Source organism: Gordonia sp. NPDC127522, from assembly GCF_042672305.1.
In the GTDB taxonomy this organism is placed as follows: domain Bacteria; phylum Actinomycetota; class Actinomycetes; order Mycobacteriales; family Mycobacteriaceae; genus Gordonia; species Gordonia hongkongensis.
This window is the reverse complement of sequence record NZ_JBHXVK010000001.1, coordinates 712,643-736,242: the sequence shown is the minus strand read 5'-3', so window position 1 is coordinate 736,242 and position 23,600 is coordinate 712,643. Positions and strand designations below refer to the sequence as shown.

General features: G+C 63.4%; 18 protein-coding genes and 4 tRNA genes. 9 read left to right on the top strand and 13 right to left on the bottom strand.

Annotated features, from left to right (window positions below):
* Positions 1 to 4 precede the first annotated feature (4 nt).
* Both ACFVHY_RS03345 and ACFVHY_RS03340 read right to left on the bottom strand, forming a co-directional pair.
* Complete coding sequence (locus ACFVHY_RS03345) at positions 5 to 607, bottom strand: NUDIX hydrolase (RefSeq protein ID WP_390268314.1); 603 nt, start codon at positions 605 to 607, stop codon at positions 5 to 7.
* Positions 604 to 1,650 carry a hypothetical protein gene (locus ACFVHY_RS03340; RefSeq protein ID WP_390268819.1) on the bottom strand — a complete coding sequence of 349 codons (1,047 nt, stop codon included), beginning with the start codon at positions 1,648 to 1,650 and terminating at the stop codon, positions 604 to 606. The genes ACFVHY_RS03345 and ACFVHY_RS03340 overlap by 4 nt, the downstream gene beginning before the upstream one ends.
* A 755-nt stretch (positions 1,651 to 2,405) precedes the next feature.
* On the opposite strand from ACFVHY_RS03340, the gene ACFVHY_RS03335 reads away from it, so the two are divergent.
* On the top strand, positions 2,406 to 4,076 hold the full coding sequence (locus ACFVHY_RS03335) for a DUF222 domain-containing protein (RefSeq protein ID WP_390268311.1): 1,671 nt from the start codon (positions 2,406 to 2,408) through the stop codon (positions 4,074 to 4,076).
* Positions 4,077 to 4,273: 197 nt separating this feature from the next.
* On the top strand, positions 4,274 to 5,797 hold the full coding sequence (locus ACFVHY_RS03330; protein ID WP_390268308.1) for a PE-PPE domain-containing protein: 1,524 nt from the start codon (positions 4,274 to 4,276) through the stop codon (positions 5,795 to 5,797).
* Between the two features lie 604 nt (positions 5,798 to 6,401).
* On the opposite strand, the gene ACFVHY_RS03325 is transcribed toward ACFVHY_RS03330, so the two are convergent.
* The 3 genes from ACFVHY_RS03325 to ACFVHY_RS03315 all read right to left on the bottom strand — a co-directional run bounded on the left by ACFVHY_RS03325 (position 6,402) and on the right by ACFVHY_RS03315 (position 6,708).
* Positions 6,402 to 6,478: transfer RNA gene (locus ACFVHY_RS03325), tRNA-Phe, on the bottom strand.
* A 33-nt stretch (positions 6,479 to 6,511) separates the two neighbouring features.
* A tRNA-Asp gene (locus tag ACFVHY_RS03320) sits at positions 6,512 to 6,588 on the bottom strand.
* A 47-nt stretch (positions 6,589 to 6,635) separates the two neighbouring features.
* Positions 6,636 to 6,708 (bottom strand) — tRNA-Glu (locus ACFVHY_RS03315).
* A gap of 182 nt (positions 6,709 to 6,890) precedes the next feature.
* On the opposite strand from ACFVHY_RS03315, the gene ACFVHY_RS03310 reads away from it, so the two are divergent.
* The 5 genes from ACFVHY_RS03310 to ACFVHY_RS03290 all read left to right on the top strand — a co-directional run bounded on the left by ACFVHY_RS03310 (position 6,891) and on the right by ACFVHY_RS03290 (position 12,273).
* Positions 6,891 to 6,966: transfer RNA gene (locus tag ACFVHY_RS03310), tRNA-Lys, on the top strand.
* Between the two features lie 481 nt (positions 6,967 to 7,447).
* Positions 7,448 to 8,899 carry a hypothetical protein gene (locus ACFVHY_RS03305; protein WP_390268305.1) on the top strand — a complete coding sequence of 484 codons (1,452 nt, stop codon included), beginning with the start codon at positions 7,448 to 7,450 and terminating at the stop codon, positions 8,897 to 8,899.
* Positions 8,900 to 8,929: 30 nt separating this feature from the next.
* A complete protein-coding gene (locus tag ACFVHY_RS03300) occupies positions 8,930 to 9,532 on the top strand; it encodes a PadR family transcriptional regulator (protein WP_388055081.1) in 603 nt (200 codons plus the stop codon).
* Positions 9,533 to 9,726: 194 nt separating this feature from the next.
* Positions 9,727 to 11,361, top strand: a complete 1,635-nt coding sequence (locus ACFVHY_RS03295; protein WP_390268302.1) for a VWA domain-containing protein — start codon at positions 9,727 to 9,729, stop codon at positions 11,359 to 11,361.
* A 48-nt stretch (positions 11,362 to 11,409) separates the two neighbouring features.
* A complete protein-coding gene (locus ACFVHY_RS03290; protein WP_390268299.1) occupies positions 11,410 to 12,273 on the top strand; it encodes an SGNH/GDSL hydrolase family protein in 864 nt (287 codons plus the stop codon).
* Positions 12,274 to 12,341: 68 nt separating this feature from the next.
* On the opposite strand, the gene ACFVHY_RS03285 is transcribed toward ACFVHY_RS03290, so the two are convergent.
* The 5 genes from ACFVHY_RS03285 to ACFVHY_RS03265 all read right to left on the bottom strand — a co-directional run bounded on the left by ACFVHY_RS03285 (position 12,342) and on the right by ACFVHY_RS03265 (position 17,427).
* Positions 12,342 to 13,745: a lipase family protein gene (locus ACFVHY_RS03285; protein WP_390268296.1), complete on the bottom strand. Its 1,404-nt coding sequence runs from the start codon at positions 13,743 to 13,745 to the stop codon at positions 12,342 to 12,344.
* A gap of 299 nt (positions 13,746 to 14,044) precedes the next feature.
* The gene (locus ACFVHY_RS03280; RefSeq protein WP_390268293.1) at positions 14,045 to 14,380 is read right to left on the bottom strand and encodes a LuxR C-terminal-related transcriptional regulator; all 336 of its coding nucleotides are present in this window, start codon (positions 14,378 to 14,380) and stop codon (positions 14,045 to 14,047) included.
* Positions 14,381 to 14,504: 124 nt separating this feature from the next.
* On the bottom strand, positions 14,505 to 15,581 hold the full coding sequence (locus ACFVHY_RS03275) for a hypothetical protein (RefSeq protein ID WP_390268290.1): 1,077 nt from the start codon (positions 15,579 to 15,581) through the stop codon (positions 14,505 to 14,507).
* Entirely contained in the window at positions 15,581 to 16,492 is a 912-nt protein-coding gene (locus ACFVHY_RS03270; protein WP_390268287.1) for a sensor histidine kinase, read from the bottom strand. The genes ACFVHY_RS03275 and ACFVHY_RS03270 overlap by 1 nt, the downstream gene beginning before the upstream one ends.
* A gap of 266 nt (positions 16,493 to 16,758) precedes the next feature.
* Positions 16,759 to 17,427, bottom strand: coding sequence for a response regulator (locus ACFVHY_RS03265; protein ID WP_390268284.1), 669 nt, complete (start codon positions 17,425 to 17,427; stop codon positions 16,759 to 16,761).
* A gap of 231 nt (positions 17,428 to 17,658) precedes the next feature.
* Between ACFVHY_RS03265 and ACFVHY_RS03260 the strand changes: the two genes are divergently transcribed.
* Complete coding sequence (locus tag ACFVHY_RS03260) at positions 17,659 to 18,498, top strand: SGNH/GDSL hydrolase family protein (RefSeq protein WP_390268281.1); 840 nt, start codon at positions 17,659 to 17,661, stop codon at positions 18,496 to 18,498.
* Between the two features lie 404 nt (positions 18,499 to 18,902).
* Entirely contained in the window at positions 18,903 to 19,886 is a 984-nt protein-coding gene (locus ACFVHY_RS03255; protein ID WP_390268278.1) for a hypothetical protein, read from the top strand.
* Positions 19,887 to 19,934: 48 nt separating this feature from the next.
* Here the strand turns inward: ACFVHY_RS03255 and ACFVHY_RS03250 are convergent, their stop codons facing one another.
* The 3 genes from ACFVHY_RS03250 to ACFVHY_RS03240 form a co-directional block, all read right to left on the bottom strand.
* Complete coding sequence (locus tag ACFVHY_RS03250) at positions 19,935 to 20,915, bottom strand: glycosyltransferase (RefSeq protein ID WP_390268275.1); 981 nt, start codon at positions 20,913 to 20,915, stop codon at positions 19,935 to 19,937.
* A 20-nt stretch (positions 20,916 to 20,935) separates the two neighbouring features.
* Complete coding sequence (locus tag ACFVHY_RS03245; RefSeq protein WP_390268272.1) at positions 20,936 to 22,414, bottom strand: lipopolysaccharide biosynthesis protein; 1,479 nt, start codon at positions 22,412 to 22,414, stop codon at positions 20,936 to 20,938.
* A gap of 166 nt (positions 22,415 to 22,580) precedes the next feature.
* Complete coding sequence (locus tag ACFVHY_RS03240; RefSeq protein ID WP_390268269.1) at positions 22,581 to 22,982, bottom strand: hypothetical protein; 402 nt, start codon at positions 22,980 to 22,982, stop codon at positions 22,581 to 22,583.
* Positions 22,983 to 23,600: the final 618 nt, after the last annotated feature.

Genomic DNA, 23,600 nt, shown 5'->3' with positions numbered 1-23,600 from the left:
GCGGCTACTTCCAGGCGAAGACCGGCTGCTCGAAGCCGTCGACCCGCGTCTGGCGATCCCGCAGGACCACCTCGGCGAACTGGTAGATCACCGCGGCGGTCGGCGCGTGGACGAGGGACCCGACGATGGGCAGCTGGATGACCGGGAGATCGGACTGCGGGATCGTGAGGAACCGCGGTTCGACGAGCAGCTCCTCGAAGGTGACGAAGAACAGCAGCGCCACCTCGTCGGGATTGGGCGTCGGCTCCTGGTATTCCTCGGCCCAGCAGACGATCGGGGTGATCACGAACCCCGAGCGCGTCGGATAGTCGTCGAGCGCCCCGAGCACCGAGCTCGGCGGCAGCTGGATGCCGAGTTCTTCGTCGAGTTCGCGCAGGCCGGCCGTGATGTAGTCCTCGCCGGGGTCGAGCCGGCCACCGGGGAGTGCGAACTGGGCGGCGTGGCGTCGCATCGTCGTGGGACGCTTGCACAGCCAGATCCCCTGACGGCCGTCCTTCTCCGCTACCGCGAGGACGACCGAGGCGGCCCGTGCGCCCGGGACGTCCGCGGTCCGCCGGTCGAAGCCCTCGACACGCGCGGCAGCCACAGTCCGATCGAGATGAGTCACACCCTCAGTTGATCACGACTGCCGTCCGACGCGACGGACGCCTGCGCGAGGTGGTAACTCACGATGCTGAGGGCGAACAAACCCAGGGCGAGGTTGAACAGGGCGCCGAAGCCCTCGAGCGCGAAGTCGACGAGAGCGTTCGACAGCATGAACACCAGGGCGGCGATACGCAGCCCTCGTAGCGGCCCGGCCGGCTCCACACCGCGCCGGCGCGCGACCATCGCCGGAAGCGCCAGGGCGAGTGTCGCGATCCCGCTGATCAACAGGATCCAGGTGGCGGGCGTGCTGCCGGTGAGCTCGATGTAGATGTCGAGTTCTTCGCTGCGGTCTCCGGAGAAGTAGAAGCTCAGCACGCCGACGATGACGGTGAGTGCGGACGCGATGACCAACCCCCACCCGACGACCGGAATCCATCGGGGACTGCGGAAGAAGTCCGGGATCAGGGCGACCGCCCGGTCGCGGAGTCGCATCAACCGGTCCGGCGTACCCTCGCTGGATTCGAGGAGCGCTCGGATGTGACCGATCGTCTCGGCGTCGAGCCCCTTGCTCTCGGCCACCACGAGAAACTCTTCGGCCTGGCGTCGACGTCGTTCCGGAAGCCCGTGCGCGACACCGTCGGCCGCGATGACCGCCGCATTGGCGAGCGCCTCGGCGCCGGTGGGCCGCTTGACATCCCGAACGACGCGGCTGATCAACAGGATCATCACGACGAGCACGTACATGATCTCGGCCGACGGCCCGTAGAAGTAGTCGTTGGTGCGGGTGACGAACTTGCCGACCTCGTCGAGAAACAACCCGAAACCCATACCGCCCAGCACGATCGCGATGATCCGCGCCGTCGCCCCGAGGAACAGCCATCCGGTGATGAGCGCCAGCATCATCAGCGCGCCACCCCACAGCGCGTGTGCGATGTGCAGTGTTCCGCTGCCGACCTGCGGATACCCGGTGAGGTGCAGATACAGACGCGTGACGATGATCGTCGCGATCGCGAGGATCAAGAACCACTCGACGGCGGCGGTGCCGTACACGCTGCGGACGACCACCCTGGTCGTGCGAGTTCTCATCGAATGAGTATGGCCGGACCGACGAACGGAAGCGGCACGATTGCGCCGTTGCCGCTGGTTGAGCCGGCACCCTCCGCTGGTTGAGCCGGCAACGAGCCGCTAGGCGAGTCGCCCACCCCCGCTGGTTGAGCCGGCACCGAGCGGAGCGAGGCGCCGTGTCGAAACCACCTGGCGACCACCCCTTCCCCCGCTGGTCGAACCGACACCCTCCGCTGGTCGAGCCGGCACCCCCTCCGCTGGTTGAGCCGGCACCCCCCTCCGCTGGTTGAGCCGGCAACGAGCCGCTAGGCGAGTCGCCGTGTCGAAACCACCTGGCGACCACCCCTTCCCCCGCTGGTCGAACCGACACCCTCCGCTGGTCGAGCCGATACCCCCTCCGCTCGTTGAACCGCCCACTCCGCTGGTTGAACCGCCCACTCCGCTGGTTGAGCCGGCAACGAGCCGCTAGGCGAGTCGCCGTGTCGAAGCCACCTGGCGACCACCTCTTCCCCCGCTGGTTGAGCCGGCAACGAGCCGCTAGGCGAGTCGCCGTGTCGAAACCACCTGGCGACCCGAACAACTCAGCCACCACCGACCCGGCCGGCACCATACCGCAACGCCCAGAGAATATTTCGTCTACGACGATGTCATCTGCTGTGGAGACTCATCCAGGTTTTGTCGGTGGTCGGGTTTACATTGGTCGTAACAGTTCACCCAGCTCGGGGCGGGTGGCAGAGTAGGCGTCGGGGGGCGTTGTGCGGGCGTGGACCGATCTACCGAGCGAGTACATCGCCGGAGTCGATCCTGCCCACGCCGCCGAGACCGACATGGTCATGTTGATGGCCGGCCTCGACGCCACACGACGCGGCGAGTCCTACCTCGCCTGGCACCGCTATCAGACGATCGCGGCGATGACCGACCGCCTGGTCACCACCAGCGCATCGGGGTTCGTGATGGACGGCCACGCCGACTGCGCGGCCCGCATCGCCCGCCAAGCCGGGGTGTCCCGCCGGCACGCCGAAACCCTGATCGATGAGGCCCTCGCGCTGCGGGATCGGCTCCCCGACACCGCCGACACCCTGCGTGTCGGGGTCTTGGCGCAGTGGCAGATCCGGTTGGTCATCTCCCGCACCGAGCTGATCCCCGCCGATGACCCCATCACCCCCGCATTGGATGCCGAGATCGCCGACACTGTGCGCCGCCGCACAGGTGTGTGGGATCGGGCGCGGTTGCGGGACATGGTCGACCGCCTGGTGTTCCGCCACGATCCGGATGCGGTACGCCAACGCCGCAAAGACGCGATGGATCAGCGTGGGGTGTGGACCCACGAACTGCCCGATGGGACTGCCGAACTCACTGCGGTGATGTCGGCGGAGAATGTGCGGATCTCGGCCGAAGCCGTCGCCATCCTCGCTGACTCGGTCTGTAAGCGGGATGGCCGCACCCAGGGGATACGGCGATCCGATGCGATGTTCGCGCTGTTGACCCGCACGGCATTCGAGTGCCAGTGCGACGACGAACAGCCGTGCGCCGCCGACATTCCGGACCCGCAGGATGTGCTCGACGCGGTCCGCGCCGAAGTGGTGATCCATGTGGTCACCGATGCCGCGACCCTGGCCGGGGCGCCCGGGGTGGGGTTCCTCGACGAACACGGCATCATCTCCGATGAGCATGTCCGTGACCTCGCCGCCCGCCCGGACGCCACCCTGTCCCCGGTGACCCCGGCCCGCACCCAACCGACCTACGTGGCCCGCAGCACCAACGACGATGACCAGCGGCGGAGCGCCCAGCGCCCGGCACCAGCCGAGGACACCCGAGCCGACAGCGAGAATCATTCCACCGCGGCGCGATCCGATGACTCGGCCGATGTCACCGCCGCGTCGGTCGCAGTGGTCTACCCGGCAACGCACCCCGGCAACGGGTACCGGCCCACCACGTCGTGCGCCGATTTCGTGCGGGTGCGGGACGGCTACTGCACCGAACCCGGCTGCACTCGTTCAGCGTTCGCGTGCGATCTCGACCATGTCACCGAGTACGACCACACCGACCCTTCCCGGGGTGGGGCGACGTCGAGTGAGAACCTCAACGCCAAATGCCGACCTAGTCACCTGTTGAAAACCCACGGGGACTGGGTCGATGTGCAGTACCGCGACGACGACGGTCGCCTGGTCACCGAATACGAGACCCCCGAAGGGGTCACCCTGCCCGGCGACGCCGAAACGCTGGAAGACACCTTCCCCAACCTGCGGCGTATCCGGTTCGAACAAGCCGCCCAAGCCCCACCCACCCCACGGGTCATCGCCTCCGACAACCCGGAGCGCACACACAGCCGACGGGACGCCAAACTGGCCCGCCGGCGACAAGAACGCGCCCGCAACAAACGAGCCCGCGAAGAACTCGACCGCATCGACCCACCGCCGTTCTGAGGCCAGCTGTTCGTTAAACGAAGGAAAGAACCTGGACGCATACGGTCGTCAAATACGTTCAGCGAGTACACGAGTGAGCGACGCGGCCCTCGTTCACCCGAACGGGTGAAAACCGAGCGGTAACTTGTGTCGATCGCCTTCGCCCACAGAGACTTGGTCGAGTTTTCAAGATCCTTGAGATCAGATCAAGCATGCCAATGACCGATGAGCAGGTCGGCACGCACCTAGGGGCGGGACACATGAACGGTTTTCGACGAACGCTGCGCGCGTCCACGGTGGGTTGTGCGTTGTGCCTCGGCATGGTCATCCCGACGGCACTGCCCACGACCGCTGCGGCCGCGCCGGTCCTGTCGGCCGAGACGCTGGCCACCATCGAGGAACTGAACGACGACGGCGTGTTCCGCCCCGCGGAACCCGACGACGGGCTCGGTCCGGACTGGCTGTCGACAACGTTCCCGCGCGTCGACGGGAACACTATCGTGGTCGTGACGCCGGGGACCGACGACGGCACCTTGTATCCGCGCATCAGGGGACTCCGTGCCGGCCGCCAGGTTCTGGTCGTCGACTACCCGGAAGCGCTGGGCCCATTGGTGTCTGGCCGGTCTGGTGCCATCCTGCCGATCTTCGCCCCGACTTACGACGCTTCTCGTGATGTCGCCGTCGACAACAATGTCACAGTCATGCGGGCGTTCGCGCAGCAGACCGGGGGGCAGCCGTACATCGTCTACACCGGGTACTCCCAGGGAGCCGACGCACTCGGCGACGCTGCGGAAAAGGCGTATGCCGCCGGGGAGATCGACGTCGACAACTCGATGATCCTGCTCATCTCCGATCCGCGGAGCCCGTGGGGCCTGAAGGCCTGGGCCGACAACAACGTCGTCGGTTCCGTGTTCGAACTATTCGGCGCCGAGAGCAACGGAGCGCGCGATCCCGGCGCCACCGGCGACGATCTCCCCGTGGTGTCCGTCATCGTGGTCGGCGATCCGGTTGCCAACTTTCAGTGGCGAACGCTCAGGCCGGTGAGTTCGCTGCTCGTGAACGCGGCCGGATTCATCGCGATCCATTCGGGCCTGGGCGAAGAGAACTACGGCAATCTCATCGACTACACCACAGCGCCGACGACGATGAAAAGCCGCGACGGCAACATGACGTACGTCGTCTATCAGCCGAAACACCACCCGCTGACGTTGGTCGCGATGATCCTCAACGACGCGGTGGGTATCGAACCGAGCGAGGCCGATCTCGAGCGGTGGGACGCGGTCAACAACGCTTTCTACCCGCTGGTGACGCCGACAAAGTCGAACGCCGCGGTGCCGGTCGAGTCGTCGTCTGAGGACGACTTACCAGCCGTCGCCCGTCTTGTGGACTCTGCCGACTCCGAAGATCCGCCGGCCGAATCGCCGGCGCCGGCGCCCACTATTGACGCCGACGTCCCGGCCGCTGACACCGAAGTCTCGTCGGGCGGTCGTCATCGCGCGCCTGAGACTGCCGACGCTGACACATCAACCCCCGAGGCGACCCCGTCAGAGGGCGGCCGGCATCGCCTCACGGGCAGCGGGCGGCACGCAGCCGACACCGATGCCGCTGACACCGATTCTGCCGACGGCGATTCCACCGACACGCTCACGTCCGAGGAGGATTCGTCGGACGTGTCGAACACGGAGACCGAAAGCGATTCGTCTTCCGACTCGGGTGACGGCGAGTCCAGCGCAGCAGCCTAACAGCTGACACCCACCGCGCGACGCAGCGTTCGGCGTCACCGAAGAGACCACTCTGGCGGTATCGCCGCTCCCCCGCCTCCGCAGGGACCGGCTACGAGTCCCGGCGCGGGGCCGAGTCAACTCACCCCCTCGGCCCCGCGCCGGGCTCTATTCGACGATCAGAGCCGCGCCTTGCGACGTCCCCCTCACCCCTGCCCGATGAGGAATGCCGCCACGGCAAAAGCGATGAGCACCAACGAGATCGCGCACCCGAGCACCACTTGTTTGGCGGTCGACATGGGTGCGTACGGGTCTTTGTACTCGTACCGGTAGGTCGGTGGGCTGGAACTCTCGGCGTCGGTAGCATGCCGCGCCGAGCCGTGGCTGGGTTGTTCCGGGAATTGGTCATGTGAGGGTAGACGCGGCGTACCCCCCGGTATCGCGTTCACCGGACCATCATGCCAGGTAGATCTCGGTTCTGCAGCCCGCCAGAGGTCGTCTGTTCGGGTGAATCCGTTGTCGCCGTGAGTGATTCAGCCAACAGCAGCCCGAACCAGCACTGCCCACACCGCCGCATCTGTCGAAACAAGAAACCCCAGCAGTCTCCGACTGCTGGGGATCGTTGTGGTGGCCAGAGTCGGGATCGAACCGACGACCTTCCGCTTTTCAGGCGGACGCTCGTACCAACTGAGCTACCTGGCCGGAAGGTACCGGTTGACGATGAACCGAAACCTTTGGCGACCCTGACGGGACTCGAACCCGCGACCTCCGCCGTGACAGGGCGGCGCGCTAACCAACTGCGCCACAGGGCCTTGTTAAATTATCTGCGCGGTCCTCGTTACCGAGTGCCGCGCAGGCGTACCCCCTACGGGATTCGAACCCGCGCTACCGCCTTGAAAGGGCGGCGTCCTAGGCCGCTAGACGAAGGGGGCCGGTCGTGTTCTCCGTTGGGAGCTCGCATAGCTTATGACAGGTCTCGCGCAAACCACAAATCGACTGGTCAGACCCATAAACGAAGCATCGCGACCAGCTCGACGACACGCACACCGAGGGTCACGTTCGCACCGTTTGCACACGTTGTAAACTCATCGACGCCCCGGCTCGCCGGGGCCCTGCCCCTATAGCTCAGTTGGTAGAGCTACGGACTTTTAATCCGCAGGTCCCAGGTTCGAGCCCTGGTGGGGGCACCATCGCGACTGTTCGCTTGCGGGTGGCCGCATACTCCCCCGCGCTCTCATCGCGGACGACACGGCGGGTGATCGAGCCAGGCGTTCATCGGAGTCAACAGAGCCGTCGTGGAACCGGCCCGCATCAGCTCTTGAGCGCGGGACCTTCCTCCGGTTTCTACGAATCTTCTCGGGCCAATCGGCAGACCGGGTGGCGGCACTGCGCCCGTCATCGAGTCGCCCCCTGAGACCACCCAAGCTCTTGTAGTGACTTTTCGGCGGGGCAACTTGGCAAGGAACACCAGAGCTCGGACGAACACAGCCGCGCAACAGAATTGCGACACCGAGCCGCCGAACCTGACTACACTGTGCAGAGCTCGCTGCCGGGAAACATGGCCGGATATGGCATTGCGGAGCGTTCCAGCCTGGTTCCGATTCGGAGGCCGCACGAATGTCACCAAACGACACAGATTCGTTTGATGCAACGATCGATCGCATCCTCGCAATGCCCGACCTCGACGCGACGTGGCTCAACGTCGCAGTCGAACTGTTGAAGTACTGCAGCGACAACACGGCGGGCTCCGATACGTGGGCGAACCTCGATCCCGGCGAACCCTTCGACACAATCGCTTCGATCCACGCGGGAGCCCTCGCCGCAATGTTTGCCGCCGATCCCACGTTGCGAGTGCTGGCCACACAGGACTCGGGTGACGTCCGTCCATTGTCCTTCATGTCTCGCGCATCTCGAAAAGCTCTGTGTGAGTTCGGTAGACACGCGGTCGGCCAAAAGAGCTCGAATACGCGTCGCATGCACGCGCTCGCGGTCGCGCGCGGGATGGCCGAGTGTCTTGACGAACTTGCCGGCGATACGTACCTCCACTGGTTTCGAGCACGTGGTGAAGTGGTCCTGTCGCCGGGCGAACCATACCCGGTATGCCGGCATGACCCCCGACGCTGGCTGGGACCACATGCCGCCAACACAAAGCCGGCCAATCTTCCCGACCGTGATCTGGCACAAACGCGGCGCCTACGGATTGCCGGCGCGGCACCGTACATCTACGTCATCGATTTCGACAGCTGGAATCGGCTGAGCCCCGTGGGGGCATCAGGCCGATTGACGGTGGCGGTTGGTCAACCCAACAGTGACCTCACCGAGTTCGATATCGCGTTCGATGATCTGCCGCGTCGCACTTTCGCAAACTTTGGCCCGAAAGATGTTGCAGCCCAGGCTGACCGAATCGCACGATTGAGCTCGCGCGCAGCGGGACGTGGCGCCGATATTCTTGTCATGCCGGAGTACACGCTCACCGAGGCGGTCCACACCGCTCTTCTCGCCCGTGAGCCGCGGGAGCCGCGGCCCACAGTGGTGTGCACTGGTCTCGGAAGCGGCCCTGACGACGAAGGGTTCATGACCAACGAGGGCAGACTCGTAGTGCATACTCCCGATTTCGCCCGGGATCATTCTGTGTCGACGCCTCGCAAGCTGCATCCCGCATACATCGGCGATGCAATCGAACAAATACGGTCTGGCACCGAGGTTCGCGTCTTCGCCAGTGAACGGTGGACGCTGTGTGTGTTGATCTGCCGTGACGGGATGGACGACGCAGTTTTGAGTCAGCTGGCGGCGATCGGAGTGAATCTCCTCCTGGTTCCCGCCATGAGCCCTAAAACAGCCTCGCTGACCGACACTGCCGCCTCACTGTGTCGCCGAAGCCAAGCTTTCGTCGTCATCGCCAACGGCCCTGCGCACTGGGCTGACGACAAGTCACCGGTCGACGCATCGCAGGCGACGGCAGTCAGCAGGGCAGAAGCCGTTTTCGCCGGTCCGTACGCCGAACAGCCAGATCGCTACTGGGCCGTGTCGGAGAACAACAACAGCACGCCCGGGCGAGAGCCGGGCCTGTGGACCTTCTCCTTCGATGAGCGACTCGTCCGCCGAACGGGAGACAATGATTGACAATAGTTGCGCCCGTGCTAGGTTGTGTCAATGCCGTCAGTCGCCGCTGCTTCACTCGTGTCGCTTCTGAACGACCTCGCAGAACGCACAAGAGACCAAAGCAAGGAACCTGACCTGCGGCCCGCGATCGGCTTGGTCTACGACCTCGGCCGGCTTGTCGCCGCTGGAGCGGAGGCCGACATTCGGCTGGCCCAGGCCGCTGTCGCGGGAGCGCGGGAGCAGCTCGAGGTCGGCGATCACGCCATCAATACCCCGGAGAAAGCTCTGCTCGGAAAAGAACGACAGGCATACCTCGCCGGGGCCTTGTGGGCGATCAACGAGCTCATGACCGTTCGGCTGGAACAGCTCGGAACCGCGTTCATCTCGGGGGGCCTTACTCGTCGCGGCCAGATCAGGGCACTCGTTCTGAGCAACGTCGCCGTCGATGAAACTCTCTCACCTTCAGAGTTGAAGAAGCGGATCGCCGACAACGGCACTGACGTTCGCCTTGACGAGATATCGCGTGCCTTGGGCGACCTCTTCAATGAGGGTCTTGTGGCGCCTTCGCAGCCGGGTCCGGGCTCAGATCGGCGCCGTAAGTACTTCGCCCTCACCGCCGAGGGTCGACGCACCGTCGCACAGGTCGACGAATAAGCACCGGGTTGAAGCGACCCGTGACGCGGGGGGACCATCGAGGCCCCGGTACGTAATAAACCCATGACGAAAACGAGTTTGTGATCCTGCACGGACATGATCCTCTGCGGCACAACAGAACCGAGTGTCACCCGATCGGGTGAACTCGGCCGGTGAAGGTTCCGGCGAGGTCGTCGACTACCTACTATCCGCTGGTGACGCTATCCGCCCGGTTGGGCTCTCTGGCCATCCTCTGTCTCCTTGTGGCCGCATGTAGCACGTCGGGCGACGGCAGTCCGAGCTCCCCGTCGGAGAGCACGACCGCGTCCGCCGACACCTCCCCTGTCGTGGTCGTGCTCGACGGATCAGAGTCGATGCTGACTGCCGACGCTCCCGGCCCCCGCATCGACGCTGCACGCGCCGCCGTGACGGATTTTGCGACGGGCCTCCCCGACGGCACACCGTTCGGACTCGTCGCCTACGGGAACACGCTCAGCGCGAAGACGACGCGCCAGGCGGCCGGCTGCCAGGACGTCACGACGATCATGGATCTGGCGCCCATAGACAAGGGGGCAGCAACCGAAGCCATCGCCGGTGTCGAGGCCCAGGGATGGACCCCACTGTCGAAGGCTCTCACCCAAGGTGTCGAGCTGCTGGCGGGCAGCGGAGGGTCCGTCGTTCTGGTCTCCGACGGAGAGGCAAACTGCCCGCCCGATCCCTGCGACACGGCCCAGCAGCTGCGCGCTCGCTACCCCGACGTCACGATCAGCACCATCGGCTTTCGTGCGACGAACACCCAGCTGGAGTGCATCGCCCGCGAGGGCAGCGGTGTGTACATCACGGCAGACAACTCGCAACAGCTCGCCGCACGGATCGCCGCCGCCCGTGACGCCGACTCGGCGTCGACGAAGCTGACCAATACCGGACTGGCCGGGGTGAACCTGGGGTCTCGGGCCGACGAGATCAGAGCCAGGACGCCAGGCTTCCCGGAACTGTCCACGGGAACTGTGGACGGCGACCGCGTGGTCGTGCGCTGGCGCGACTGCGAGTGGGTATTCGCCGAGGGCGTACTGGTCGAGATCCGCCCGCTCGGATCGGCGGTCACGACAGTCGACGGGGTGACGGTCGGCACTCCGATGAGTCGCGTCGTCGAACTGTTCGGCAAGCCGGTTCGTGACGACAAGGCCACGTCCACAGCATATTTCGCAGCAGATGAACCCCGCGGCATCGCGCTCAAGGTTTCCTACGACGGCGATGTCGCCAGCGGTACCGTCAAGACTCTCACCCTGTGCACGTGCCTGCCGAACCCGGCTTCACAGGACGAGGCCGACAACTGCGGGCCCACAGCCGATTTCCCGAAGCTTCGGGTCGTCGCCAGGGGCGTTGACTGCCAGAGCGCCCTCCGTCTCGTCGAACGCTACGTCGACGATCCCCGCACCCAACGCGGTGATCGCGGCGCGCAACTCGATTCGTGGGGATGCAACATCCTCGGCGCCGCGGAAACCGAGGCGGGCGAGCCGGTCATCCGGTGCACCCGACCCGACGGCGCACAGGTCACGGTCGAGGAACCCAGAGGCGCTTCGACGGAGAACACGGCCCCGACGAAGCAGGACGTCTGCGATGCGTGGCAGAAAGTCTCGGACCTGTACCGAACCAGGACTCTGATCAACTCCCGTGGTCCTGCAGGTGGCCTCGAAGCTATTGCCGAACTTGGCGACCTCGCCACGAGGTACCCGGACGAAGCCGTTCAGTACGAGGGCACATACCTGGCGGAGCTCGCGGCCAACGGATCGGTGAGTATCTCCGCCTTCACCTCGCAGCAGAACCTGAAGGCCTTTTGCCGGGCCTGAGGTACTGCGCCACTCCAGATCAGCCCACAGAAGAACCGGAATACCAACATGATCGACGGCCACAGCTCCCTGATGTCCCGCGTCCGAGCCGCGACTTTCGCAGCCCTCGTCTGTCTGCTCAGCACCGTCCTGGCGGTGCCCGCGACAGCGACCCCGAGTGGCCCCGAATACGTCGCGTTGGGCGACTCGCGCGCTGCCGCGCCAACGAACGGATCCAGCCTGCGCCCAGACGGATGCGGGCGCACAGATGACGGCTACCCCGTACATGTGGCCGCGCGCCTCGGACTGAGCCTACGGTCCGTCGCCTGTGTCAATGCCACCACCGCCAATGTCACGACGACGCCACAGCTGACGCTGTACGGTCCGCGCCTCGTTCAAACACACGCGCTGTCGCGGTCGACGCGGCTGGTCACTCTGTCGATCGGCGGTATCGATCTGCAGTGGTGGTCGCTGGTGTCGTCCTGTTTCACCAAGACGTTTGGCCCCGACGCACGTTGCCGCGACAACGCCTCGGTGACAAGACGAATCAACTCCGGTCTGGCCTCACTCGCACCCAAGATCGACGCCACACTGACCCAGGTCGGCCGACGCGCTCCGAACGCACGCGTCGTACTCGTCGGTCACGGCGGTTACTTCGGACAGAACGGCTGCCCCGGTCAGGCGAACATCAGCACCGCTGACGCTGCATTCGTCCTACGGTTCTTCGAGCGCTTCAACGCAGTGCTCCGAGACTCCGCTCGAGCACACTCGGTTGTTTTCGTCGACGTGGCCGGGCGTGCCGCCGGACATGACGCATGCGCAGGTTCAGCTCGATGGTTCGAGGGAAATATCTCGCGGTCGGCAACCCAGGTACGCCACCCCACCCCGCTCGGCAGCAAGGCCATCGCAGACCTGGTCGTCGCGGCGCTCTGACCCGACCCGTGGTTGCGCCGGCTCCAGCGGAGCGAGGCGTCGAGTCGAAGCCACCCCAGGTCGTCCTGTCAGCGGCACTCACTCCGCGCGGGTTTCCCGCGCAGACGATCGTCGAGCCACGTCAACGTGTCGGGCAGGCCGGCGAAGATCCCGGTCATGTGTTCGGCCGGGTACTCGCGGAACGACGCGGACGCCCCGAGCGCGCACTGCTCGGCGAACAGGGCGCGAGCCTGGCTCGCCGGTATCCACCACTCGTAGGTTCCGTGGTAGATCCGCAGCGGCATCGTCGCCCGGTGATCTTTCATCGAGGTGATCGCGAACAGACGCTCAGCGACGGGTGAACGGTAAGGATCGGGGTCGGCCGACAGAACCTGAGTGGGTATGTGCGACACACCCAGGGCACCCATCCCACTGGTACACAGGTCCCGCATCGGAGACGTGGCCAACCAGCGTGCCGCGTTGTTTGCCATCGCAAGGACTTGGGGACGTTCCCGTGCGACACCGAGCATGGCGGCGTGGAACACCCCGGAACCGAGGTTGGCGTTCATGGCCCCGGCCAGGGAGCGGTAGTCGGCCGGTACGCCGCCGTACGCCGCGCCGACGATCCGCCCGGCCTGCTGCGGGGCGTAGGAATCGGCAAGCTTCGCCGCGGCATTCGTGGCGATCGCGCCACCGGAGTATCCGTGCATGGCGATCGGTCCGGTGGCGAAGTTGTCGGGGTCGAGCCGCCCTGCCGCCCGCAGCGAGTCCATGATCACGTGCGCTGCGACGTACGGTTCGGCGTACGCCATCCGGGGTCCGGTGTGGTCGGGCATGATCACCGCGTAGCCGCGGTCCAAGGCCAACTGCGCGAACGGCGGGATGAGGTCGGTGGTGTTGGTGTCGGCGTGATAGCCGTGAGCAAGCGTGTAACCGGGCGTGCACTTCGTCCCGAGTGCGACGATCGGCGAATTGTGAACCAGCACCGGACGCGACCGCGGTCCCTTCCATGCCTTGGCGGGGACGAGGAGGGTCGCGGTACCGAAGATCGGCTGATCGCCGGCGTCGACGCTCCGGAACTTGATCTGCCGAGCCGATTGCAGCGGAACCGTCATCAGCAACTGCGCCGTGCGCATGACATCGCGAGTGGCGATCACATCTCCGGCAGCACGGCGTGCGAGGTCGGCCGGCCATTGATCGAAGAACCGGTCGCCGCTCGGCGAGGGCATGACCGCCTCGCGAAGTTCCTGCAGCTCGTGGGAGGCGCCGGGGGTCACCGAGCGCGCAGGTATGCGGTGCAACCTCTTCACCGGCGGTGCCGGCACAGCGGCGTCGATGGCCTCGGGAACCGCGGAGGGCGCCGGACCGAGATTCGGCGGCTCGGCCGACACCTCCACAGTTCCTCCGATCGCACCGATCGTCATCCCCGTCGCCATCACTGCAGAAATCGCTGCGCGCAGCGTCCAGCCCCGCAGCTTGCACCATGCCGGCATCGCCGATACTCCTTGTCACACAAGCGATCCCGGACCGGAACACCCCGCTGGTCAGCCACTTCTCGCATCGAAATCGAACCCCCGTCATGGTAAAGGGTTGGCGTTAACGGTCGGCAACGGCCCTGTTGACTGTCCAACGCCGGACCGCCGTTCGGACTGTTCGACGCGATCCCCCGATCGGCCGCCGTCACCCGATCGATGACCTTCGTCGACGTGGCGTCCGACGCCGCTCGGAAGTAGAGCAATCGCAATTTGATCCTGAACACGCTCAGAGGACCTTCAGTCATCGCGGAGTCTCTTCAGGCGAGGTTCCGACCGTTACTCGGATGTTGTTGCCTGCGTTGCACTTCAGTTGCCTTGTCAAAAAACGCAGTAAGGCTGGCGATTTCTTCGAGGGTGCAGATTCCGTCTTCGATGGCCCTGATGAGCAGGGCGATCTTTGACGGCGCGGGTCGGCCGACGACTCGGTACTTGTCGCGGATCCGAGTGAGGTGAGTATGCACCGTGGATTCACCGACGAAGAGTCGTCGGGCGGCCTGCTGCTTGGAATCACACGCGAGCCACACGGTCAGCACCTCGATCTCGCGCTTGCTGAGGGCAGGCCGCCCTACCGAATCAAGAGCCTGAATCGTCATCGTTGCACTCCTGCTGGTCTGCTGTGGCTGATGGGAGTGACGTTAAGACGGTCGCGGTGTCGGCGACAGACCGATCTTGCGGGGGCACCCGCGATGGTGCCACCGCCCCGGGGGGCATAGATAGTTAAGCGAACGGTCTGCCCGTACGGGGGACGGCCTGGGTTCCGAGACGAGGAAGCTCCTCTACCTCATCGGCGGTGATCTCGGTGCGTCGTGTGCCGGCGGCATCGGTCACGAGTACCGAGGCCACGGTTTCCCGGCCGGATGGCCACATGCGTACGCATACGCGCCCGCCGGCCGCCTCCTGCAGGGCGTGTGCGGCTGCGTCACGCACTGACGCTATGACGGCGGGGTCCTGCTCTGGCGTACCGGAATCGTCGAGAAAGATGACCTCCACGCCCCGCTGTCGCGCGCTATACGCGGCTTCGTCGAGTTCGAGGGTGGACAGAATCGGCGCTCTCAGCCGGTCGCGCAGGTGGGCCTCGAGCAGAGCGCACTCTGCTTGCTCTGCTCTGGTGAGGGTCTCGCCTGACGCGATCTTCTCGATCATCGGACGGGCTAGGCGATCGAGGTGGCGCGACTGCTTCTCGCGCTCATCGGCACCGGCGGTTTGCGCAGCCAGTTCGGCGACGCGTTCGGTTGTCTGCGCCCGCAGCGAGAACACCGCCTTCGCCGTGGGCCGAAGAGTGAACGACAGCAGAGTCGCCATTGCCAGAGGGGCTGCGTCGATGGCAACAAAACTGATGCCGTACGCAGCGCCCCGACCGTCAGCGACGGCCCACGCTGCGAACACAAGCACCATTCCGAGCAAGCCGATCCAGGGCGCGATCCGCCGGCCGCGGACATTCATGAAGCAGTAGATCGACGTCCCGCCGCCGTGTATCCAGGTCTGCAGAGGTGAACTGAGGACCGCGGGGGTCGCCGACAACACAAGTGCACAGGCCACCGGCCCCGAGACGGTCAGCATCAACGTCGTCCCGAACGGGAGCGGATCGCCGGGGACGAGGACGAGCGCGAGCGTCGCAGCTATCAGGATGACCGGACCCAGTGCCGCCACCCAGGGAGTGGTGTAACTGTTGACCGTGGCCACGGTCACGATGACCATCGCGATGAGGTAGCTGCCGATGATGAGCCACGCACCGCGCGTTCGCATTCCGAGCAAGTCGCGAATGTCCTCGCGCCCACCGGTCGGGGTCAGCATCACCGCTCCCACTCCAAGCACACACGAGTACCGCGCATCGGCGCCGACTCGATGGTGGCGGAACCACCGATCTGCGACATCCGCTCACGGATGCTGATGGCGATTCCGAGTCGGTCGGCCGGCACCGTCGACGGTTCGAAACCTTGCCCGTCGTCGGCTACTTCTACCTGAAGCCGGTCATCTGTGATCTCCACCGAGACAATCGTCTTCGACGCCCGCGCGTGACGGCCGCTGTTGCGCACTGCCTCCCCCGCCGCTGCCGCGATTGTATGGACCACCGTGGCGGGATAGCCGGCGTCTGAGCTGTCGATTGTCCGGCGAACTTCAAAACGCCGGGTGGGGTCCACCGTGGCCGTCACCTCGCTGAGATGCGTCAGAACAACGTCGGCGGTCATCGTGCCGTCGGTGTCGGTGTCGCCTCGGATCCGATCGAGCGCGTGCAAGGTGGCCTGGGCTTGAGCTGCCAACTGTTTGGAGTTCCCTCGGCGAGCAGCGACCAGCAAGGTCGCCATGACGCCGTCGTGGGTGAGTTGATTGAACCGTTGCCGCTCGTTGGCACGAGCCTGCGACGCCGCGGCGGCCGCCGCCGTTCGGTAGGCCTGCGCCCGCGTGTCATCGAGAACAGTTGCGGTACGCATCCCCATGACGGCAGCGGCGAAGTACACGAGCGAGAAGGCGAATGCCCACGCCATGTCCGGAACGAAAAGTCCGCTGCGTGCGACGTCGCGGGCCACGTAGTTGATCGTGACGGTCGAAACCACCACCACCACGAGCACGACAAAGGCGTAGGTCGGACGCATGGCCAACGCGGCGGCGATCGCAGCCAACCCACAGAAGGAAAAGAACCATATGCCGGTGGTTTCGGAAAGGTGCGCGCCGTTCCAGCCGAAACCCCAGGTGGCCACCGCCATCAGATATCCGCCGGCAGCAACCGCTGCACACACTCGTAGCGCTCGAGGCGACCCGCGCCACGCGAGCGGCCCCAGCGCGAGCCCGGGACCGAACACGACAGCCAGCGCGGGGACCGTCCACCACATGTGCATCACTGCCAGTGACGCCGCGATAGCCGGGGAGGTGAGCACCAGGTACACCAGGTAGCCACAGGCGATGAACACAGCGAACTGCCGAAGAATCCGCTGGCCTGCGGATTCGTCGAGTGCGACGTCGCGATCAGACGCTATCTCCGCCGTCGTAGCCGCCGCGGTATCGGTAGCCATCCGTCCTCTATCGCTCGAAACATCAAATGCTGCCGGGTCGGCGCGGGTCGCCCCACTGCGGCGTACTTCGTTCTGATCCGACCGACGTAGTCACTGACCGTGTCTGGGGACAGGTTCATGGATTTGGCAACGCCGGCAGTGGATTCACCTGCGGCATACAGCTCGAGGACACGTCGCAACTGTGGTGGTAGGTCGACGAAGTCGTCATCGGCATCGATTGCAGCCGCCCAATCCACCGTCGGAGTCTCCTCGCCCGAGAGCACCGCTCGGATGGCAGCCAGAAGTACGTCGTCGTCAACGTTTTTGCGCAACACTGCTTTCACCCCCGCACTGGCGGCCAACCGGACCAGATAGGGTTCGTCTCCGGAGGTGTAGGCAACAGCCGGGATGTCGAGTTCAGCGAGACAGTCGACGTTGATCTGCGGTGAACTCCCGTCCTCCAACCGCAGATCGAGGACGACCACATCGAGATCTCGGGTCTCTGTCAGCAACTTCGACACTGTCGCTGCGCCGGCGGTGAACTCCAGGTCCGGCTGGTCCCCGAGAATCGCCCGCAGCCCGGCGACGATCGACGGGTGATCATCGACGACTCCGATCCGCGCGCGCTCGCCCCGTCGCACCACCACCATGGCGCAATCATGACCGACGCCCCTCGACCACGGTGGCAAAGTTGCACGGATCACATCCGTTCGCGCCTCGAGGACCGCGTGTTGACATCACCACGCTAGCCCGTCGACTCGAAGCTCTGTATCGACTGAACGGGCTGTTCTCAGTCGGTCACCGGGCGCCATTGGACCGGCCTGTCAGACGGCGCCCAGACCCCTCGTAACGTTCACCGACGCGGCTGGGATACTCCTGCCGTGACCCGATTCCGCCTCGCGCTCGTCGCCGTTCTCGCCATCGCGATCAGCTGTGTGTCGGTACCGTCGGTTCTCGCCGCGCCGGCGGCTCCCGCGTACGTCGCCCTGGGAGACTCACGCGCCGCAGCGCCGACGCTGACCTCGGCACAGCATCCGGACGGGTGCGGACGTACACGCGACGCCTACCCGACGCACCTCGCCTCCCAGCTCCGGATGAGCTACACCTCGGTTGCCTGCGTGAACGCCACCACCGCAGACGTCACGGCCCGCCGACAGACGACATCATTCGGCGCCCGGCCCGTCCAGATCAACGCACTGTCGTGGTCCACGCGACTGGTGACGCTCTCGATCGGCGGCAACGACCTCCGCTGGTGGTCGATCGTCTCCTCCTGCTTCACGCCCAGGTTCGGCCAGGACGCCCGGTGTCGACAGGATCGCGCCATGGCCGACCGGATGACCTCGGCCCTCACCGCAGTCGCACCGAAGATCGGCGCAACTCTGAGCACCATCGCCGCCCGCGCACCCCTCGCCCGCGTGGTCCTTGTCGGACACGGCGGCTACTACGGCCGCACCGGCTGCCCCGGCCAGGCCAACATCAGCAACGCCGACGCCGCGTACCTACAGTCCTTCTTCAAGAGATTCGACGCCATCCTCCGAACCGCCGCCGTCACCCGATCGATGACCTTCGTCGACGTCGCCTCCGCCGCCGTCGGGCACGACGCATGCGCCGGCGCAGCCCGCTGGTTCGAAGGCAACGCCTCGCAGTCCCAGACCCAACCCCGCCACCCGACGCCCCTCGGCAGCCGTGCGATCGCTAGTCTGATCGCAAAGTCGCTCTGACCACGCGGCCGTGTCCGGACTCGAACCGAGTACGTCGTCGATGCGCGCTCCGCGCGGTGATGAAGAAAGGCCGAGACCGCTAACCCAAGGCCAGTAATCGGAGGACAGGGCAGGAACGCCGTTCCCGTTGAGCCAGCAGTACTCGTTGTCTCTCAACCAGTATCGATACGACCGCAATCAGGCTATCGACCGTACGTGTTGATCGCGGACTCCCACCGACGCGGCACCAAGCCCCTGCACGTCACCGGGATCTTGAAATCGCAGGTACACTGCATCGGTAAGAAGCCGGTCGAGGCATGCCGCGATGCCACACTGTGTGGGAGGTCAATATCATCCAGCGCAGCCCGGGGCGGCCGCTTCACCGCCGCGACTTCTTACTTACGGCAGCGGCCGTGACACTAGGCATGGTCGCTCCCCACCGCGAGCATCGGACCAACCTTATCGGCATCGAAGATACCCAGCAGGAGGACGCCGAGGGCTGGAACGAAGCATTCGCTTCGCGAAGCATTGAATCACTCCGGAACTGGTTCTCGAACAATTGCCGCCCTCGCGTTCCTCCGTACCGGCGCGCGCTCTTCGGACAACACGTCGTTCAGTCTCAGGAAGCAGCCGACGCGTTGATAGGAAAAGTGATCATAGGGTCCGTTCGAGTCACCGGCGACGGCATCGAACTAAGAGACTTCTGGCTATTCTCCCGCGACACGGAATGGGCGATCGATATCGGTGCTGGATTGCACACGCACCTTCATCATGTGTATATCGACGGCCAGGGACAATGGATTAACAGCCACGGCTTCGGTTCTTCAGAAGGCTCATTCACCAGGCTTCACGCACACCACGTACAGGTCCAAGGTATGTCAGACGGTGCTCGACTCTGCGCAGAATCACTCTACGAATATATTTACATACACAACCCAATATCCTTCAACAAGTCAAGAGCTGGAGAGATGTGGGACGGAAGAAACGGAGTCCACCCTCACTCCGACGGGTTCCAGATGACTAGTGGCTACAACACAAAGCTTCGACGATCTTTCATTGAAATGCTCCCGAAGTTCGGACCAAATATAGTTTCTTGCGTTCTGCTACAGACTCCCTCGAACCCAATCTCTAACATCACCATCGAGGAAAACTACTGCACCGGAGGCGGCAAGACTTTTCATGTTTATGATTCCGGTCACGGAGCGCCAAAAAAAATCAAGTTTCGGAACAATCTAATCGGAACCGGATGGTCAAGCAGTGGTGGTGGCATCTGGGGACTCGACGCTCCATCACTGACAGAGAGAATCGGCAATCGTTATGCTCATTCAGGCATGCCGGTACCGCTGACCGTCGGGCCACTGACCAAACCGCAAAGTCGCAGTGAATTACATCTGGGACCCGGCCAATGACCTGGGTGCATGGCCTATCTGACGAAACTCACTAGGCATCAGACGTGCTTAGCTCCGGTCGATCCCAACCGCGCGTGCGACCACTGTCCTCACCGGCCTCATCAACCGGAACGAGAACACTTTGATGACGGTCAGCATAGTGACGCGCTCAATCGGACGAACGATGCCGGTCCGCACTATCTCTGCCGCGTTCGAAGCTGAACCAAACAATAAAGACCTGGCAGCCGCCATCCGAACTTTGTGCTGCACCTCAGCATCCGAAACAGCGACAACCGCAGTAGGCCCCTCGCGACTAAGCAGCGCAAGAGCATCGCGCTCGTCAGCGTCCGCCATGGCCGACATCTTCCTCGCGGCAACTGAATAACAGGCTTGAACAATGACCTTACGCGGATGGTAAGAAACACCATCGAACTGAACGTATCTTTCGTAGACCGCTTCTTCCACCGTTCCAAACTCTGCGAAACGTGACAGACGCAGCCACAAATCGTAATCCTGAGAGAACTTAAACTGGGGTCGATAGCCACCAGCCCGCTCATAGTAGGAGCGCCGAATCATAACTTCGCCGTGCGAGAAGATATTCCCAGACAACAACGAATCGTAGTCGACTCCCCCCGCGTCAGGCCTCCGTAACCGACGGGCCCCTATGTCCTCTGAAACGTTGTAATACCAACTACCAACTACTGCGACCTCCGGGTGGGCATCTAAGAACTGGACCTGACGCGATAATCGGCTAGGGAGCGACACGTCGCCAGACCCCTGAATAGCGATATACTCGCCACTGGACCCGTCGATTGCCTCAATCAGACCCTGAACAAAGCCTTTGTTCGACTCGTGAACAATAGCCTTGAAGTTTCCAGGACCGAAATCTCTCGCAATGTCCGCCAATCTCTCGGCGGTGTCATCAGTAGATGAATCATCGAATATGATTAACTCAAAGTCACGATATGTCTGAGCTGCAATCGAATCGACGGTACGTTTCAAAAGGTGACCGCGATTGTAGTAACCGGAGACTACACTTACTCTCGGCACATCGTCCTCCGTAGTTGGCTTCAGTTCGCTTCTTTACTGCGGGCCCCAATTAGGCGGACGACACCAATCACGGTGACCCAGTCACGACGAAACAATGGAACAAAAAGTGCCTCTACAACCCAGACCACAACGAATGTCGCAGCACTACCAAGTATCTGCGAAATGTGAGGCACATCATTTAGCAAGATCAACACAATCCAAGCAGCACAAGCTGGAGCGGCGCTCGCCATGAAAACCGACATCGCGTTCGTCAACATGCGCCAACCAGGCGCTTGAGCAGCCTTTGAAAACCAGACTAACGAAACAATCCACTCGAAAGCGGTGCCGGCGGCAAATCCCCAAGCTACTCCCACGACCCCTTCTATTGAGCCGATCAGCATTGACAAGACGAGAACCGGCGCGGATACAAGATGGACCCACAGGCTCACCGCAGTGGCCCCCCGAGACAGAGAAACCCAATATGTAGCGTAGCTGGCCACCCGGCAGATCGCCGCTAACATCAGGATCTGAAGGAGAACAGAAGACGGCACCCAATCGTCGCCGAGTACGAGAAGAACGAGCGGATCAGCAACGACCGCACCCAAAGTCAAGACAGGCACCAGCGCAAAAAGCATAGTCTTCTGGCCGGAGAGAAGGAAATTATCGAATCTCTCTCGAGTGTCCTGAAGCTTCGACAGGATGGGTACCGCGACCTTACTGGACGGCGCGTTAATTTGGTTTAGCGGATTGATGACAAGTTCGAACGCACGATTGTAGTATCCGGTCGCCACCGGTCCGAACCGGTACCCTAGGATTACGTAGTCGGCGTTCCGACTCAGTGACGCGACAATCTGCGCCAATGTAAGAAACCCACCATACCGCAGAAAGTATCCCATCCCGGTCGAGCGTCTAGGTAGCCCGGGGAGCCAACGGTCGAAGGCCACAGAAAGAACGAGTCCAACTACCGCTATGACAACTTGCTGGACAACTAGTGCCCACACCCCAGCACCGTGAGCCGCAAACAACACCGCAACAGCTAATCCAACGACAGCAGGAGCGACGTCGGTAATCATCAAAGGCCCGAACCTGAGGTCGCGGGCGAGATGAGCACGCGATTGCGTCATCAAGCCAAAAATAACGAAGACACTCGACATGGCGCAGATTACAGGAACAAGGTCAGACGTTGAGTAAAACTCCGCGATAAACGGGGCGGCCGCAGACACCGTAGCAGCAACAAACACACCAAGGCCGGTGTTTAGCCAAAACAAGTTGGACCGCTGTTGCTCGGATACCTGCTGGGCCTGAATCGCGGCATTCGATAGACCGAAGTCTCGGATCGACTGACCAACCGTGATTAGAACCGCGATCATCGCCATGAGGCCGAAGTCCTCCGGCTCAAGCATGCGCGACAGTAGAACTACCCCGACAACTTGCAAACCTAGTCTGACGACCTGGCCACTCACAGTGACGACAGCGCCCCTGGCTGCAGATTGCCCGAGCTTCCGCGTCTCGCCGCTCACTGCAGAAGTCCATCTGCAGTCAGGCTGCCCTGATTAAGTTTCGAGAAGAAGACGACATTCACGACTCTGCTGGCCTCCAAAGGACCATCCCCTGATCCGAAAGCATGCCAACCACAGATGTACTCCGCAATTCTCCAGTCGACAAAAGAAGGCATGCCAAATATCGTCACTCAGACCTAACCTCAACGTCACGAAATGATCCCGCAGTCCAGCGTCGGCCCACATCTCGCAGATCGTGTGATGTGAACACGGTTGCGTATTGGGCAGCGACCGAAGGCCAATCTCGATCATTGAGACTGGGAGTCGTGGACATGCGCGCGGTGCGTACTTGGTGCAGCGCATCCCGCAGGGCCTCCGCACGGGACAGGTCTTCGTTCAAGAAGACCACCCAGCCTGGGCCCGCCTCGTCGGCAAGAGCCTCCGTCACACACACCCTCCTTGTCGCAACGGGCCTGTCAACAGACAGCGCGACTAGCGCCACACCAGAGTTCGACTGATTCAGATCCGCATTGAGCACCAACACCAACTCCGCCTTAGCGATCTCGTCGATCATCTCCTGATCAGACACGTTTCGTAGATCCGTGCTCACTTGTGCTCCCCGACGATCCGTCCGACGGAGTTGGCTCTCTATCGCGGATCGAAGCGCCGGGGTTGGCTCACCAACGATGCGCACGTGAAGACCATCCGCAGCGTGATCGTCGACCGCCTCAAGCAATTCCAGAACGCCTTTGTACGCTCGGATTCTCCCGAACACCAACACGCGCCCTGGTACCGCGGTGTGTCGACTCCGATCGGCGAACTGTTCTCGGAAGTGGCCGTGCGGTATATACACAGTTTTGACGCGACTGTTGACTGGAGTGCATCGGTTCAGAACGACATACACGTCCGAAAGGTAATCAAGCCACGATAAGAGCGCGGTACCAAACTTCGACACCGACTCATGCGGTTCGACGTTATGGAGAGTGCGAACTATGGGAGATCGGAGCACAGTCAGCCGAACCAAGAACAGGAGGAACAAGCAGTGCTTAAGGAGTAGCCTGACACGACTCGAACCCTTGAGTAGGCCATCAGGGAAATGAACGTGGAAGATGTCATATCTACCGAGAAGCGCTGTTCTCCAGGAGAAGAACACATACTCCACGGTGTCTGGCGCGTACCGTACAACTTGGTCGACATACTTGATCTG